Annotated in this window: 15 protein-coding genes; 7 read left to right on the top strand and 8 right to left on the bottom strand. The window is 61.4% G+C overall.

Going from position 1 to position 12,810, the window contains the following annotated elements; all coding sequences use genetic code 11:
- Positions 1-318, top strand: a 318-nt coding sequence (locus NKJ01_RS35045) for a protein-L-isoaspartate O-methyltransferase family protein (RefSeq protein WP_502905954.1), incomplete at its 5' end; no start/stop codon positions are given.
- 402 nt (positions 319-720) lie between these two features.
- On the opposite strand, the gene NKJ01_RS35040 is transcribed toward NKJ01_RS35045, so the two are convergent.
- Positions 721-1,032 (bottom strand): DUF3303 domain-containing protein, encoded by a 312-nt coding sequence (locus NKJ01_RS35040; protein ID WP_352735069.1) that lies wholly within the window; start codon positions 1,030-1,032, stop codon positions 721-723.
- The gene (locus NKJ01_RS35035) at positions 983-2,053 is read right to left on the bottom strand and encodes a DUF1194 domain-containing protein (RefSeq protein ID WP_352735067.1); all 1,071 of its coding nucleotides are present in this window, start codon (positions 2,051-2,053) and stop codon (positions 983-985) included. The genes NKJ01_RS35040 and NKJ01_RS35035 overlap by 50 nt, the downstream gene beginning before the upstream one ends.
- A gap of 182 nt (positions 2,054-2,235) precedes the next feature.
- On the opposite strand from NKJ01_RS35035, the gene NKJ01_RS35030 reads away from it, so the two are divergent.
- Positions 2,236-2,556: a hypothetical protein gene (locus NKJ01_RS35030; RefSeq protein WP_352735065.1), complete on the top strand. Its 321-nt coding sequence runs from the start codon at positions 2,236-2,238 to the stop codon at positions 2,554-2,556.
- 338 nt (positions 2,557-2,894) lie between these two features.
- Here the strand turns inward: NKJ01_RS35030 and NKJ01_RS35025 are convergent, their stop codons facing one another.
- From NKJ01_RS35025 to NKJ01_RS35010, 4 genes are all read right to left on the bottom strand, one after another.
- Entirely contained in the window at positions 2,895-3,170 is a 276-nt protein-coding gene (locus NKJ01_RS35025; protein ID WP_352735063.1) for a hypothetical protein, read from the bottom strand.
- Positions 3,171-3,371: 201 nt separating this feature from the next.
- Positions 3,372-3,824 (bottom strand): YybH family protein, encoded by a 453-nt coding sequence (locus NKJ01_RS35020; RefSeq protein ID WP_352735061.1) that lies wholly within the window; start codon positions 3,822-3,824, stop codon positions 3,372-3,374.
- Position 3,825: 1 nt separating this feature from the next.
- A complete protein-coding gene (locus tag NKJ01_RS35015; protein WP_502905953.1) occupies positions 3,826-4,509 on the bottom strand; it encodes a DUF1194 domain-containing protein in 684 nt (227 codons plus the stop codon).
- Positions 4,510-4,720: 211 nt separating this feature from the next.
- Positions 4,721-5,704, bottom strand: coding sequence for a DMT family transporter (locus NKJ01_RS35010; RefSeq protein ID WP_352735057.1), 984 nt, complete (start codon positions 5,702-5,704; stop codon positions 4,721-4,723).
- A gap of 465 nt (positions 5,705-6,169) precedes the next feature.
- Here NKJ01_RS35010 and NKJ01_RS35005 point away from each other — a divergent pair, with 465 nt between their 5' ends.
- From NKJ01_RS35005 to NKJ01_RS34995, 3 genes are all read left to right on the top strand, one after another.
- Positions 6,170-6,511, top strand: a complete 342-nt coding sequence (locus NKJ01_RS35005) for a hypothetical protein (RefSeq protein WP_352735055.1) — start codon at positions 6,170-6,172, stop codon at positions 6,509-6,511.
- A complete protein-coding gene (locus NKJ01_RS35000) occupies positions 6,508-7,650 on the top strand; it encodes a helix-turn-helix transcriptional regulator (protein WP_352735054.1) in 1,143 nt (380 codons plus the stop codon). Before NKJ01_RS35005 ends, NKJ01_RS35000 begins: the two co-directional genes overlap by 4 nt.
- Positions 7,651-7,751: 101 nt before the next feature.
- Positions 7,752-8,636: a hypothetical protein gene (locus tag NKJ01_RS34995; RefSeq protein WP_352735052.1), complete on the top strand. Its 885-nt coding sequence runs from the start codon at positions 7,752-7,754 to the stop codon at positions 8,634-8,636.
- A gap of 10 nt (positions 8,637-8,646) precedes the next feature.
- On the opposite strand, the gene NKJ01_RS34990 is transcribed toward NKJ01_RS34995, so the two are convergent.
- Both NKJ01_RS34990 and NKJ01_RS34985 read right to left on the bottom strand, forming a co-directional pair.
- The gene (locus NKJ01_RS34990) at positions 8,647-9,159 is read right to left on the bottom strand and encodes an OmpA family protein (protein WP_352735050.1); all 513 of its coding nucleotides are present in this window, start codon (positions 9,157-9,159) and stop codon (positions 8,647-8,649) included.
- 10 nt (positions 9,160-9,169) lie between these two features.
- On the bottom strand, positions 9,170-9,829 hold the full coding sequence (locus NKJ01_RS34985) for a L,D-transpeptidase (protein WP_031261187.1): 660 nt from the start codon (positions 9,827-9,829) through the stop codon (positions 9,170-9,172).
- Between the two features lie 214 nt (positions 9,830-10,043).
- Between NKJ01_RS34985 and NKJ01_RS34980 the strand changes: the two genes are divergently transcribed.
- Both NKJ01_RS34980 and NKJ01_RS34975 read left to right on the top strand, forming a co-directional pair.
- Positions 10,044-10,952, top strand: coding sequence for a tyrosine-type recombinase/integrase (locus tag NKJ01_RS34980; protein ID WP_352735048.1), 909 nt, complete (start codon positions 10,044-10,046; stop codon positions 10,950-10,952).
- Between the two features lie 2 nt (positions 10,953-10,954).
- Positions 10,955-12,148, top strand: coding sequence for an IS91 family transposase (locus NKJ01_RS34975; protein WP_352735046.1), 1,194 nt, complete (start codon positions 10,955-10,957; stop codon positions 12,146-12,148).
- Positions 12,149-12,810 lie beyond the last annotated feature (662 nt).

Raw genomic sequence — 12,810 nt, 5'->3', positions numbered from 1 at the left:
GTCGAAATCATCGAGGAATTCGCAAGCCATGCCGAGACTCTGCTGCAGGGCCTTGGCTTCTCCAATGTCGCCATTCGTGTCGGAGTCGGGTCTCGCGGCTGGCCCGAGCACGCCCCATTCGACAAGATCCTGGTTAGCGTGGCGGCTGAGCGGACGCCGCCGGCTTTGCTGAACCAGCTCAAGCCAGGGGGACGTCTGGTTCTGCCTTTGGCGTCTGAAGACGTACAGTTTCTGACTGTTATCGACAAGGATGTGGCAGGGCAACTCAAGACTCGGAAGCTCATCCCCGTTCGGTTCAGCCGGCTCGAAACCGTCTAATGAGGACCGCGCAACTGGCGCAAGCGCGCTTTTCCGACCGTCAACCGGATACCAGCCTTTCGCATTTCTTCGCCCGTGGTGAACGCCAAGAAACGATCCGTCTCGGCCAGCGGCGACAGGCAGCTGATTGGGCGCCAGGGTGTGACATGGCGGGTCAATTGCAAACTTTCTGGTTACCGGCCCTGTGGCAAAGAACGCTCGACCATTTTCGGAGGGGTGCTTTGCCATTTGCCGGTGACGCTGTGATTGCTGCGCGGCGGAAGCCGAACGCGCTAAAGCGAAATGGTCTACTGATACCGAGTAGGCGTTGAGGACAAACCCAGACGAGTTGCGCTAACTCGGTTGGTCCGAGCTTGCAGAATCCCATGTCCGAAATGACGGGCAGGATGCGAATGCTCCACCTCACGAAGGAAGTTCATCCCGCCATTTGATAGCTTCCATCTCGACGCGAACCGCGTCCTGAACGTCGATGACCTGATGCACTTCGAATTGGAACGCCGGGAAGATCGAACACATTTTGTGCATTAGCAGCGGGTCATCTGCCTCGAACAGCATGCTGCCACCCCATTCGCCAACCCGCACCACGAAGGCATGTACCTTGATTTCACTGGGTATTTCCCAGTGCTGAAAGATCTTCAGGATGCGCTTTTGGACGTTCTCGTATTCAATCGCCGATCCCTGTGGCCGCTCGTTCCAATTTACGAGGTATTTCATAATCTCCTCCCTCAATCTCGTGTGACATCATCGGCTTTGTTCGGTTTCTTGTCTGTTGGAGCCGTCGGTCCTCGTCTGTTGCCGCTCCACGTGCGCGAAGGAAGAATCGGGTCGGGTCAAGTGCCGGTTTCGACGCCGCAAAATCGAATGCCGTAGACATCACCGCTCCCGCAGGGTGTCGCCGCTGATAGGTCTCGATCTGTTGCAGACCGCCCGCGCGGCCGACAAGTCCGGGACGAGCCCCGCTTGAGAGGAATGCCACCTCTCTCGCTAGCTTATATGTGATTGCCTGCCGAAATTCGGCGGCGCTGTTGGCGGTAACCATGAAGGAGCCCGGTCCTCCGATAACGTGCCGCTCGTAATATTCCGGAATAGTCTCGCCATTTTCAACGTCGTGGCCAATTGGCAGGCCATTAATCACGATCGCTTTCTGCAGCGCTCTCCGGCGGCTATCCTCAACTGGAAATCCGTCATTGTTTGTTCCGTCGCCGGAGATGTCGATGATCCTGCGCGACGCCCTGGCCGGAAGTTTGTCAAAGGCGTCGACAGATACATCGATGGCGTACGAGATCGATGTTTTCGAGCCATGCGGACCGCTGTGCTTCCGTTCTGAGTCATCCCGAATGGCTCCCGCGATGAAAGACGCGTCATGCGCATCGGACAGGATCGCCCAATCCAATCGTGTCTCCGAAGTGCCCGCGCTCGACCATTCGAGGTAGGTGACGGCGACCTTGCCTTGTGGACCCTCCTTGATCACCTCCAGCACGTCGGTTGATTCCAAGGCAGATGCGTAGCCCTCCCGCTCCAAGGCTGCCTCGCTCTGGTTGATGGAACCCGACATATCGGCCGCAAGAACGATCGCGACGTCGACTTCATCGGCTGATGGCATGAGAAGCCACTTCTCGTGAGTCTCGCAGGGGCAAGGCTTCTCGACATGAGAAACACCAGGCGCGGGCTGGCCCACGATCAGTGGAACTGTGCTCAACAGTCCCATGCCAAGAACTGCAGACAAGGGTTGCATCTCAATTATCCTTGGGCAGACCGTCCGGTCTTCCGAGACCGTTGACTCCCACGAGCGCGTCGATTCGAGGCACTGTTCCTAGAAAGCCTTTGCCAATTGGTCTGTGAGCGGCTTCGCCTTCCCGAGGGCGCAACGCCCTTCAGCTTCTCGCTCAAAGGATAGCCCTTCGTAGGGGACTGCTCATGACCCATTTGGGTCATGAGCAGAAAAAGCGCGCGCCGGAGAATCCGAACCTCACAGTGGACGAATCCAAGAGCGGCGCACGGAAAACTCAGGCGCCGGTCTATGCCGCTAGGATTTCGCTCGACCAGAACCTTCATGACGGGATTGATGCGGGCGCTGGGTTACTGTTGACGCAATTGGCGCCGCCTTCGCGGAAACGGCGTTTCCGATGGAATGCCGCGATGGAGGCGGTGACTGAACTTACAGGGAGCGCCGGCACAGGCCACCTGCGGGGCCTACCGCACAGCGTTTCTATGCCGGGAGCCCGGTTGGATCGGTGATCGGCGGAAAGCTTTCCAACTCGATCGGCTCCGCGAGCGCCGCTCTGAACTTCGGCGCCGTCGTGCTCCTGATTTGCCCAGTCATTCTATGTTTCTTCCGCGGTATCGTTGCTGGCCAGAATCGGCTGGCTGTTTCATCGATATAGCGCGAGAACACCAGGCCAAGGATAAGCGTGCCACCCCAACTATGGGCCGGACTTGCGCCCCGAGTTCGGTTGTTCAAGTCGATATTGGCCGGGCTTCATTGTTGACGCTCTTGCTGCCATTTCCCGGTGTCAGGTCGGCCTATCCCGCGCCCCGCCAGCGGCCGCAGGCCACACAGTCGGGACCCAGCCCAGTCAGGCCGAAATGATCGCCCACAGCTGCGTCACCCCCATCGCGAGAACGAGGATGACCGTTACTCCGATGAACAGCGCCGTAGGTATCTGCTTCAGGTGAGCGCCGAAGCGGCTGCCCGAGAAGTCGTCGACCGCATCGTCCAGCATCGCCTTTAAGTCATCCATGGCGGCCTTGGCTGCCAAGACCCCATAAACCGTGATTGCGACCACAATCGTCGCGAGCGCGAACCTGGCGGCTAATCCCGCTGATGGTGCGTACGCCAGTATCGCGAACATAGTCGCGATACTGGCGAAAAAACGATAGCATAGGTCTGCGTCAGATGGGCAAGCCGCGCCGCCGCCGCCAGGTATTGATCAACGGTGAGTTTCGCCATGTGCTCCTCCGGCAGGTGACTCGGTACCGAGCTGCAAATGTACTCCACGAAATTGGCGAGGGTCTCTGATTGGCCATGAGGCGCCCGCCATCCAAGGCTACCTTTATTTCCCGGGATCGAAGTTCCATATGTCCCGGTAGAGTTTCCAGCCGCCGTCCGGTCCTTTCTTCCAGACCACCACATACTTGCCGGCGGCATCCACCAGCTTCGAATCCTTGCCCGGTGCCTTGAGGGAGAAAGTCCCGGACTCGTATGCAAGATTTCGGCATTCCTGGACTTCAAGCGTGGTGAGCGCGAGCTCCGATATGCCCATATCGATCGCGCCCTGCCATAGCTTCTGGATATTCTGGCGGCCGTCGACCCGCGCCATATCTGGCGGGAATGCGGCCGCATCATCCGCGTACTTCGACGCGACCCCGGCTGCATCCTTACTGTTGTATGCCTTCACGAACTCGGCATTGGCGGCTTCTATGGCTTGTTTCACAGACTGGGCCTGGGCAGATCCGAGGCAGAGCGTCGTGACCGCGACGACCAAAAGACAATGCTTGACAATCATTTCATCCTCCCGTGTTCCGGTCTCTAGTTACTCCCTGTTTGTATGTTACCACGTTCATACCGACCTCGATGACCAGCTTGCGGCGAAGGGCAGCTGCGTAATCGCGCGGCCCCGTCAGCGATATGGCGAAAGCTTGGGAGCCGCCGATGACGGACCGGGCGAAGTAGGTTGCCAGTGGTTGCTTGGGATCCTCCTCGTCCGGCGGAATCGCTATCGCGTTGATCGTGTATCCCTTGTCAATGGCGTTCTGCCTGCTCGGCTGAACGGGAAGCCCGTCGTTGTTCTCGCCGTTGGAGGAGATGTCGATCACCTTCCTCATCGCGTTTCCCGGAAACCGATCAAGCAGAAGGCTTCCAACGTCGATGGCCGCCGAAACCGATGTTCCGCCCCGGCCGCGACGGATATAGCCGGTGTCGCCGCTCGTTCTGATCACCGCCGCGGCTGCCTTGGCATCTTCCAATCCGCAGATACGGGTCCAGGGCAGCACGGTGCGAGCGTGGCCGACGCTTGACCATTCAAAATATGCCACGCCGATGCAGCCAAGGTAGTTGTCGGAGATGGCGCCGATGATCTCGGGCGAGGTGAGTGCTGCGGCATGGCCCTCGCGTTGCAGGTCGGCGGTCCTGGGGTCGATCGACGACGAGAAATCCACGGCGAACACGACCGCGACGTCTACATTCAGCATCGCCCCATCGACGTTGGCACTATGTGCCGTCGGACACCAAAACGCCGCGGCTGTGAGCGTTGCCAGTCTCAGCAATGAATTGGCCCGCTGTCCCGGGTCTGAGTGAGACCTGGACCTCGAATCCTGATGATGGCGCCCGACCATGTTACCCAGCTCCAAGACAGACCGTTTTCGACGCGCCCGACCACGGCTGGCAGGATTAGTGAGGGCGTTACCGGGAAGGGTCATGGAATGCCTCCTCGTGACCTGGATTGGCGGTGGCAGGAGTGCCCCAGCCCACCGGGGCGGCTCCAAAGGCGTCGAGAGCGCTGGGGTCAGTTCGCAAGGGCAGGCGTGCCATCGGCATGCGGTTCGACATCGCGACCGAAAGGATCGATCCGAGAATGATCGCGGCGCCCAACGCGCCGACGGCAGAAGACCGCTCGCCGAGGAAGATCGCCGCAGCCATCGCGCCGAAGACGCTTTCGGCGCTGACGATCACGGCGGCATGGCTGGCGGAGGTGAAGCGCAGGGCGGCAATCAGTATGCCGAAGGCGAGCGCGGTGGAGAAAACCCCAAGCACCAAGAGTTCGGGGGCAGCTTCGGAAGCCGCTGTGAATGAGAGGTTGCCGTGCACCGCCCCGAGCGGAAGGGCGAAGGCTGCTACGCCGAGGAACTGTGCGGCCGCGGCCGTGAGCGGACGCGCATGGGCCTGCATGTGTCGGCCAAGCTCGACCGTCCAGAGCGCATAGCAGCCGGCCGACAGGATGGCGGTGAGATCGCCGCCGCTGAAACCGGCGATCCCGCCTGACAGAAGCAGGCAGCCGATCACGGTCGATCCGGCGGCGAGTATGAGACCCGCCGTTGGACGTTCGCCGGTGAGCAGCCAGGCGGCCAGCGGCGTGATCACCGTTGCCGTGCTGATCAGGAAGCTTGCATTCGTGACTGTGGCGCCGAGATAGCAGAGCTGCTGGAGCACGATGGAGACGGCAAACAGCGCGACCACCCGGACCAGACTGGAAAAAAGGCCGGCGCCGGCAGGCACTCGCCGTTCGGTCAGGACGAAGGGTAGCACAAGCAGTCCGCCAATCAGGCAGCGCAGGCCAACGGCGCTCAGCGCATCGAGGTGATCGAGCACGGTCTTTTGCGCCACATTCCCGAAGCCCCACAGAGCGGCGGCGAACAGGAGAAGCAAGTTGGCCGTGAGCTTCGACATTCGCCGCCCCCCGGAGCCCAACCTGGGCTAGGTTCAGTAGTCTCGGCAAAGCTTCTGTTGTTGGGCCGGATGTCGTCAGAGCAGCCAACATGACGCTCAGCTTCTCGTCCCGGCCGACTAATAGAGGAGGATACTCCCCCGACAGAATGGCTCATGACCCAAACGGGTCATGAGTGGAAAAAGACCCGGCGCTGAAGTTAACTTCAGTAAGTCGCCCGCCGGAAATGGAGCGGCCTAAACCGAATAAAAGGCATGTAAAAGCTGGACAGAAAAATAAAAAAGGCGCAACCTTCAAATACTTAATGGGGGTTGAGGGGACAACCCCTGAGTAGTATTGGCCAAATTATCAACTGAAAGTGGCTACCCTTTCTGGATAGTGGCTACCGATTCTGGATACGAATTGGGGATTTTCGGTGGATTATTTGCCGTAGCGCCATAGGCAACAGTCTGTGGGGGAGGTGTTTTGTGTCTCCAGCGTTCGATTTTGCTGTCATCCAAGACTGTCAGGTCGAAGCAGCGCTTGATCCGACCCGGCGGGATAAAGCGATGGAGCGGGCGGCGAAGGCCACCGGAAGCCTCGGCGCGTTGCCTTTCGATGTCCACGATCTTTTGCCGATCCTGCCGCGCGCACGCTCGGCGTCTCGCGCAATTGAGACTCATGCCAATGGCTGGCGGATTGAAACCGATGGGCGTTCCCGCGAGTCCCGGTCCCGAAACGCCGATTTGAGCCTATCCGCAAAGATACGGACCCGGGCAATCGGTCACCTCACGATGATCGCAAGGAAATTCGCGAAGGTGTGGCCATGAAACAGGAGCGGGTAAACAAGGCCGTCGACGCCTGCTACGAGGCGATCCTGACTCCCGAGACCTGGCCTGACGCCCTTCACGGACTGGCGCGCTCGCTCGACGCCGCGTGCGTTATGTTCTATCCGCGCAACCCCGACAGCAGCAGCAATGATCCTCGGAGTCCCAATCGGTCGCTGCTCGAAATGCCGGCCTCGCACGACTACCGAGACCTCTTGCAGGAGTATATTAAGAACAACTGGTTCCTCAACCACTACCGGGCCGAACGAGGACTGCCCCTGCTTGACGCGGGCAGAACCGTGGTCATCGAAGACGACCTGTCCACGAAAGAGGACCGAAGGCGCCTTCGGCAATACAACGAACTCTACCTGCCTTTCGGATTTCCCGGCTTCGCGATGATTGGCTGCAATGTCGAGGGCGCGCCATGGGCCGTGCCGATGCTGAAAGGCCAGGGTCAGGGCCAGTTCACGCGGGATGACGCGCGATATCTGGAGACGCTGGTTTCCCATTTTCGGCGGCTGATCGCACTGTCCGAGCGCCTGGTCTCCTCGCGGGGCAAGGTCAGCCTCAACGTCCTCGACATCTCGAGCGCCGCGTTCCTCCTGGACTGGCGCGGCCAGGTGGCGCAGCTCAATTCAAGGGCAAGCCAGCTGCTGCACGCGGGGCTCTCGATCACCAACGGGCACCTCCACGCCATGCATCACGAGAGCGACATCGCCCTCCAGCGCGTCATCGGAATCGCCACGCGGACGCGTTCGTCTACGGCGTTGAAGGATATTGGACCGGTCGCCCTCGCCAGGCCTGGCAGCCGCCCGCTGCTCGTCGACGTGCTGCCCAGCATCGGGATCATAGCCGATGCGTTCCAGTATGCGAGCGCCATACTCATCGTGTCGGACCTCGACGAAAGACCTCTACATTCCACGGACCGGCTGCGAAACGCCCTCCGATTAACGGCAGCAGAAGGGCGCGTCGCAAGCCTCTTGAGCGCCGGGCACGATATTGGGACGATCGCGGACACGCTGAAGCTTGCGCGCGAGACGGTTCGCAATCAACTGAAGAGCATATTTTCCAAGACCGAGACCAGCCGACAGGCGGAACTGATGTCTGTGATGTCCAGGATCTATCCCAACCACCCGGGGTGACGGTCCGACCGAACGGAGACCCTAGATCTGCCGATGGCACTCTTTGAGGAAGGAAGTCCGTGGGTACTCCCCGACTTAGGTGCAACGCTAGAATGAGCCGATTGGGGATCGAGGACGGTATCATCGACCGTATCTATGAGGCGGCGATCATTTCGGAGCTGTGGCCGGAAGTACTCGACAATCTAAGCCATGCAATCAGTTCTGCAGGAGGCATTCTGTTTACCGCCAGTGCCGGTGAGATCCGCTGGACCAGTTCTCCCGGCACCGCGGAGTTCATGCGCGCATTTGTTGACGGCGGTTGGGACAAGCGCAATTCGCGGGCGACGCGCTTAGCCCCCATGAAATACCCTGGGTTCGTGCACGACCTCGACATCTTCACCAGAGAAGAGGTCGACCGCGACCCGTTCTACACTGAACTCTGTCGCCCTAAGGGAGTAGGCTGGGCGGCGGGGACCATCATCGATGTCCCCAACGGTGACATGATGGTCTACAGTTTCGACCGTGCCGTCGAGGCCGGACCGTATGACCGCTCCGCTATTGATTTCCTGGACAGCTTGAGGCCGCATCTGGCGCGTGCGGGCATTATGGCGGCCAGGCTTCACTTGGAACGTGCGAAATCAGCCGTCGATACACTTGCCGCAGTCGGATTGCCGGCGGCGGTGCTCCGCGCGGACGGGCGCGTGGTCGCTGCAAACGGGTTGCTTGAGGATCTGACCCTGCACGTGATCATTAGCGCATTCGACCGCGTACATCTTGTCAGCAAAAGAGCGAACGCGTTGTTGGCCGATGGCTTAAGTCACATTGATGAACTGCTTTCGATCGGCGTCTTGTCTTTCGCATCGCTCGGGCTTAACGAGGAAAAAGCGGTGATGCACCTGCTCCCCCTCCGTCGCGCCGCCCATGATATTTTCAACAGTGCAGCCTGCATCGCCCTCGTTACACCGGGCGGCAAGCTCAATCCGCCGGCGGAGGCGCTCCTTTGGTGACAAGCAGCCCCTACGACTCGTCCCTCTCATCGCGCAAATTAGACACAACGCGGCGGTTCTGCGACCTGCAGGCGGCATCGGGGCAGTCGCGGACGAGCCTGTCCTTGCCGTAGCCCTTGGCCCACATGCGGTTGCGGTCTATGCCGGCGGCGGCGAGGTAGTCCATCACCGCATCGGCGCGCTGCTTCGACAGCGCCGTTTCACTTGCGCCTGGATCGTCGGCGAAACCCTGCAGCTTGAGCAGCCAGCGCGGATGCTTTGCTAACCAGGCGATCTGGGTGTCAAGGGTGGCCTTGGCGACAGAATCGAGCGCGGCCGAACCTTGCGTGAAATAGGTGCGGCGGCCGACATTGAGGATAAAATCCTCCTCGCTGCCCGGCTGCACGTTCTGGAAACCGGCAATCTCGGTGTTGGTGACGTCGGGGGTAGGAGGGGCCAGCGTGTTGCTGGTCGAGCAGGATGCGGCCAGCACCAGCAGGCCGGCGGCGAGCAGCCGGCGTGTGGTTTCAATCATGCGGTTCATGATGCGCCAATCATTCGACAGTGGTGGAAGCGGGCGCCTGGTCGGCGATGTGCGGTAGGACCTCCACTGCGGTGCCGATCGGGCACCGCTGGTAGAGGTCGATGATGTCTTCCGGGAACATGCGGATGCAGCCGCTGGAAGCGTCGGTGCCGATGCTCCATGGCTCCAGCGTGCCATGCAGGCGGTAGCCGATGTCGGCGCCGTCGCGGTACAGATAGAGCGCGCGCGGCCCGAGCGGATTGTTGGACGCGCCGCCTGCGACCATGGGCGGCAGGTCCGGCTTGCGCTTACGCATTTCGGGGGGCGGGACCCATTGCGGCCACAGCGCACGGCGGTCGATCGTCGCGCGGCCGTACCATTTGAAGCCGTCCTTGCCGACGCCGACGCCGTAGCGGATGGCGGTCTTGTTTTCCATGATGAGGTAGAGGAAGTGGTGGCGGGTATCGACCACGACGGTGCCGACCGGCTCGCTGCTGAAATACTTGACGATCTGGCGATGCCATCTCTTGTCGATCTTGGCGAAATTGGTCTTGCGATAGACAAAATTGTTGTCGCTGGCGGCACCGGCGAAAAAGGATTTTGCCGTCGCGGCTTGAACAATATTGCCAGTTGCACCGACCGCGACCAGCGCCAGGCCGCCGAGCACGACACCCCTGCGTGATAAAACCATCGGCAATCCCCCATGCCGTAAGCCTGACGGACCATAGTCGAGAATTATTTCGCCTCAAAGTGGAAAATGCTGCAGTTGGGGCCGATGAACGAACCCGCTGCGCGGGATGGGCGCCCGCGGTTGAGGTAGAGATCAAGAACCGGTCGTTGCGCCTGCGTTGAGCGGGGTTCGGCAGGGGCAGAGCATCACGGCTTCTTCAACAAGGAGCCTGACCATGCCCTATCCTGTTCTTGATGCACCTATCAGTCCACTGCGTCAGCGGCTGATCGACGACATGAACATGCGGCGTTTCTCACAGGAGACTCAGCGCAACTATCTCCGCGACATCGGACGCCTGGCGACGTTCCTCGGGCGTTCACCAGACACAGCGACCACTGACGACCTGCGCCGGTTCCAGATCGAGCAGCAGGACGACGGTGTTCCCGTGCCAACGATGAACAGCATCGTGTCGGCGCTGCGCTTCTTCTTCACGCATACGGTCGATCGTCCCGATCTGGCGCGCAAGCTCGTTCGTCTGGCGCACCCGCGCAAGCTACCGGTGGTGCTGAGCCGCGACGAGGTCGCCCGGCTGCTCAACGCCACCACCTGCCTCAAGCACCAGGCCGCACTGTCGGTCGCTTATGGCGCAGGCCTGCGCGTGGCGGAGGTGTCGACGCTGAAGGTTGCTGACATCGACAGCGAGCGCATGCTGTTGCGCGTCGAGCGCGGCAAGGGCGGGCGATACCGCAACGCCATGCTGTCGCAAGACCTGCTCTTGTTGCTGCGCCAGTGGTGGAAGGTCGGACGCCAGCAGGGTGTGATGCATCGCGACGGCTGGCTGTTTCCTGGGCAGCATGCGATGAAGCCCATCAGCACCCGCCAGCTCTATCGCGTGGTCGTCGAGGCAGCGCAGGCGGCCGACATCGCCAAGCGGGTCGGGCCGCACACGCTGCGTCACAGCTTCGCAACCCACCTGCTGGAGGACGGCACCGACATCCGGATCATCCAGGTCCTGCTCGGGCACGCCAAGCTGAATAGCACCGCCTTCTATACCAAGGTTGCAACCCGCACGGTGCGCACCGTCACGAGCCCGCTCGACAAGCTTGGCCTGTTCAAGCCGGAAGAGATCTCACCCGACGGCTGAGCGTGCGCGCCTCGGTCGAGGTCGCCGACATCTTCCGTGCTGCCGGACCCGCCTACCGGGCCGCCCATACCGGGCACCTGAGCCTCGCCCAGCTCAAGGTCATGTCGGCGATCGAGCACTGCCGCACCGCGGCCCTTGGCGGTCACGTCGAAGCCTGCGAGGACTGCGGCCAATGGCGGATCGCCTACAACTCCTGCCGCAACCGGCACTGCCCGAAGTGCCAGGGCGCGGCCGCGCGGACATGGCTCGCCGAGCGAGAGGCCGACCTGCTGCCGGTTGGCTACTTCCACGTTGTCTTCACGCTCCCGGCCGAGGTCGCCGACATCGCCTTCCACAACAAGGCGGCGGTCTACGACCTGCTGTTCCGTGCGGCATCGGAGACGATGCTGACGATCGCGGCAGATCCGAAGCATCTCGGCGCGCGCATCGGCATCACTGCAGTGCTCCATACCTGGGGCTCGGCGATGACACACCATCCGCACGTGCACATGATCGTGCCGGGCGGTGGCATCTCGCCGGACGGAAAGCGCTGGATGTCGTCGCGTCCGGCCTTCCTGCTGCCGGTGCGCGTGCTCGGCAAGCTGTTCCGCCGCCTGTTCCTCTCTCGGTTGGTCGCGCTGCACGACGCTGGCCGGCTCGCCTTCTTCGGCGCAATTGCTCATCTCGCGGAACGGCGGGCATTCCTGCGCCACCTGTCACTGGTCCGGAAGAAGCGCTGGGTGGTCTACGCGAAGGCGCCGTTCGCCGGGCCGGAGGCGGTGCTCGCCTATCTGTCGCGCTACACCCACCGGGTCGCCATCTCGAACCGCCGCCTCATCCGTTTCGACGAGGACGGCGTCACCTTCCACTACAAGGACTACCGTCGCAACGGCGCCGACCGGCAGCAGGTCATGACGCTCGCCACAGACGAGTTCATTCGCCGATTCCTGCTCCATGTCCTGCCGCGCGGCTTCCATCGCATCCGCCACTACGGCCTGCTTGCCGGCGGCTCCCGCAAGGACTGCCTCGCACTCGCCCGCCAACTGCTCGCGGCCGCGCCTCCCGCCACGAACGATCCATCGGCGGAACCAGACAACTTCCGTCCGCCATGCCCATGCTGCGGCGGCCGCATGATCGTCATCGAGGTGTTCGAACGGTGGAGGCAGCCGCGCGGACCGCCGAAAGCATCGGCAGCGGACCGGGAGAGCTGTCCATGACCCGGCACGGTATGGTCCAGCCTTCAGCCGCAGGCACTCAGCCTCCGGCAACGGATCGACGCGCGTCCATGGAGATCATCGAGGCCGACAGAGCCGAGCTGAGCCGCCCACCGTTCCGACAATACCGCGCGGAGGCGCAACGAAGCGGTCCGTCCGCATCAAACCCGCCGCTTCGCGGCGGCGGTCGCGCCATCGCCGACATCTGCCGAAAATCGAAATTCCCATAGCCATCGCCTGTGGCCCGCGGGTTCCTTCCTCGGGGACTTTCGTACGCCTGCCAGCGCCCGAAACTCTTCACGGAAGCGGACTGTCAGCTTCTGGCGTCCCAAAAGCGATAGGAGACATTCAAGCAGATGGGATTGTCTCTGCCTGACTCACACACGACAGCCGACATCACTGCTAAGAGGTCGGTTTGCACTAAAACCGAAGTTCCGAAGCATATCTCAACCATCGGATGGAGCGGGATTGGAACCACCGTGAACTCGTGTCCGCGCCGGTTTTCAAATCCGGTGCCTTGGCTAAAGCTTCGTGACTGAACGGATTCATGCGACGCCTTAGGTTATTGCTTCCATCTCGTTCTACTAAAACCGCTGCGCACTTTTGGGCGACATATACTAGTGCCCGGTTCCCGCAGCCTTTTGCCGACGACACTTGACCGCCTC

This window comes from Mesorhizobium sp. M0276 (assembly GCF_040321755.1).
Taxonomy (GTDB): Bacteria; Pseudomonadota; Alphaproteobacteria; order Rhizobiales; family Rhizobiaceae; genus Mesorhizobium.
This window is presented reverse-complemented; position numbering and strand designations above follow the sequence as displayed.

Excerpts from the sequence above, each read along its gene's own strand:
- NKJ01_RS34985 (WP_031261187.1), bottom strand. The coding sequence starts at position 9,829 with ATGGTTTTATCACGCAGGGGTGTCGTGCTCGGCGGCCTGGCGCTGGTC.
- NKJ01_RS35035 (WP_352735067.1), bottom strand. The coding sequence starts at position 2,053 with ATGCAACCCTTGTCTGCAGTTCTTGGCATGGGACTGTTGAGCACAGTT.
- NKJ01_RS35040 (WP_352735069.1), bottom strand. The coding sequence starts at position 1,032 with ATGAAATACCTCGTAAATTGGAACGAGCGGCCACAGGGATCGGCGATT.
- NKJ01_RS34990 (WP_352735050.1), bottom strand. The coding sequence starts at position 9,159 with ATGAACCGCATGATTGAAACCACACGCCGGCTGCTCGCCGCCGGCCTG.
- NKJ01_RS35030 (WP_352735065.1), top strand. The coding sequence starts at position 2,236 with ATGACCCATTTGGGTCATGAGCAGAAAAAGCGCGCGCCGGAGAATCCG.
- NKJ01_RS35010 (WP_352735057.1), bottom strand. The coding sequence starts at position 5,704 with ATGTCGAAGCTCACGGCCAACTTGCTTCTCCTGTTCGCCGCCGCTCTG.
- NKJ01_RS35025 (WP_352735063.1), bottom strand. The coding sequence starts at position 3,170 with ATGTTCGCGATACTGGCGTACGCACCATCAGCGGGATTAGCCGCCAGG.
- NKJ01_RS35015 (WP_502905953.1), bottom strand. The coding sequence starts at position 4,509 with ATGCTGAATGTAGACGTCGCGGTCGTGTTCGCCGTGGATTTCTCGTCG.
- NKJ01_RS35000 (WP_352735054.1), top strand. The coding sequence starts at position 6,508 with ATGAAACAGGAGCGGGTAAACAAGGCCGTCGACGCCTGCTACGAGGCG.
- NKJ01_RS34980 (WP_352735048.1), top strand. The coding sequence starts at position 10,044 with ATGCCCTATCCTGTTCTTGATGCACCTATCAGTCCACTGCGTCAGCGG.
- NKJ01_RS35020 (WP_352735061.1), bottom strand. The coding sequence starts at position 3,824 with ATGATTGTCAAGCATTGTCTTTTGGTCGTCGCGGTCACGACGCTCTGC.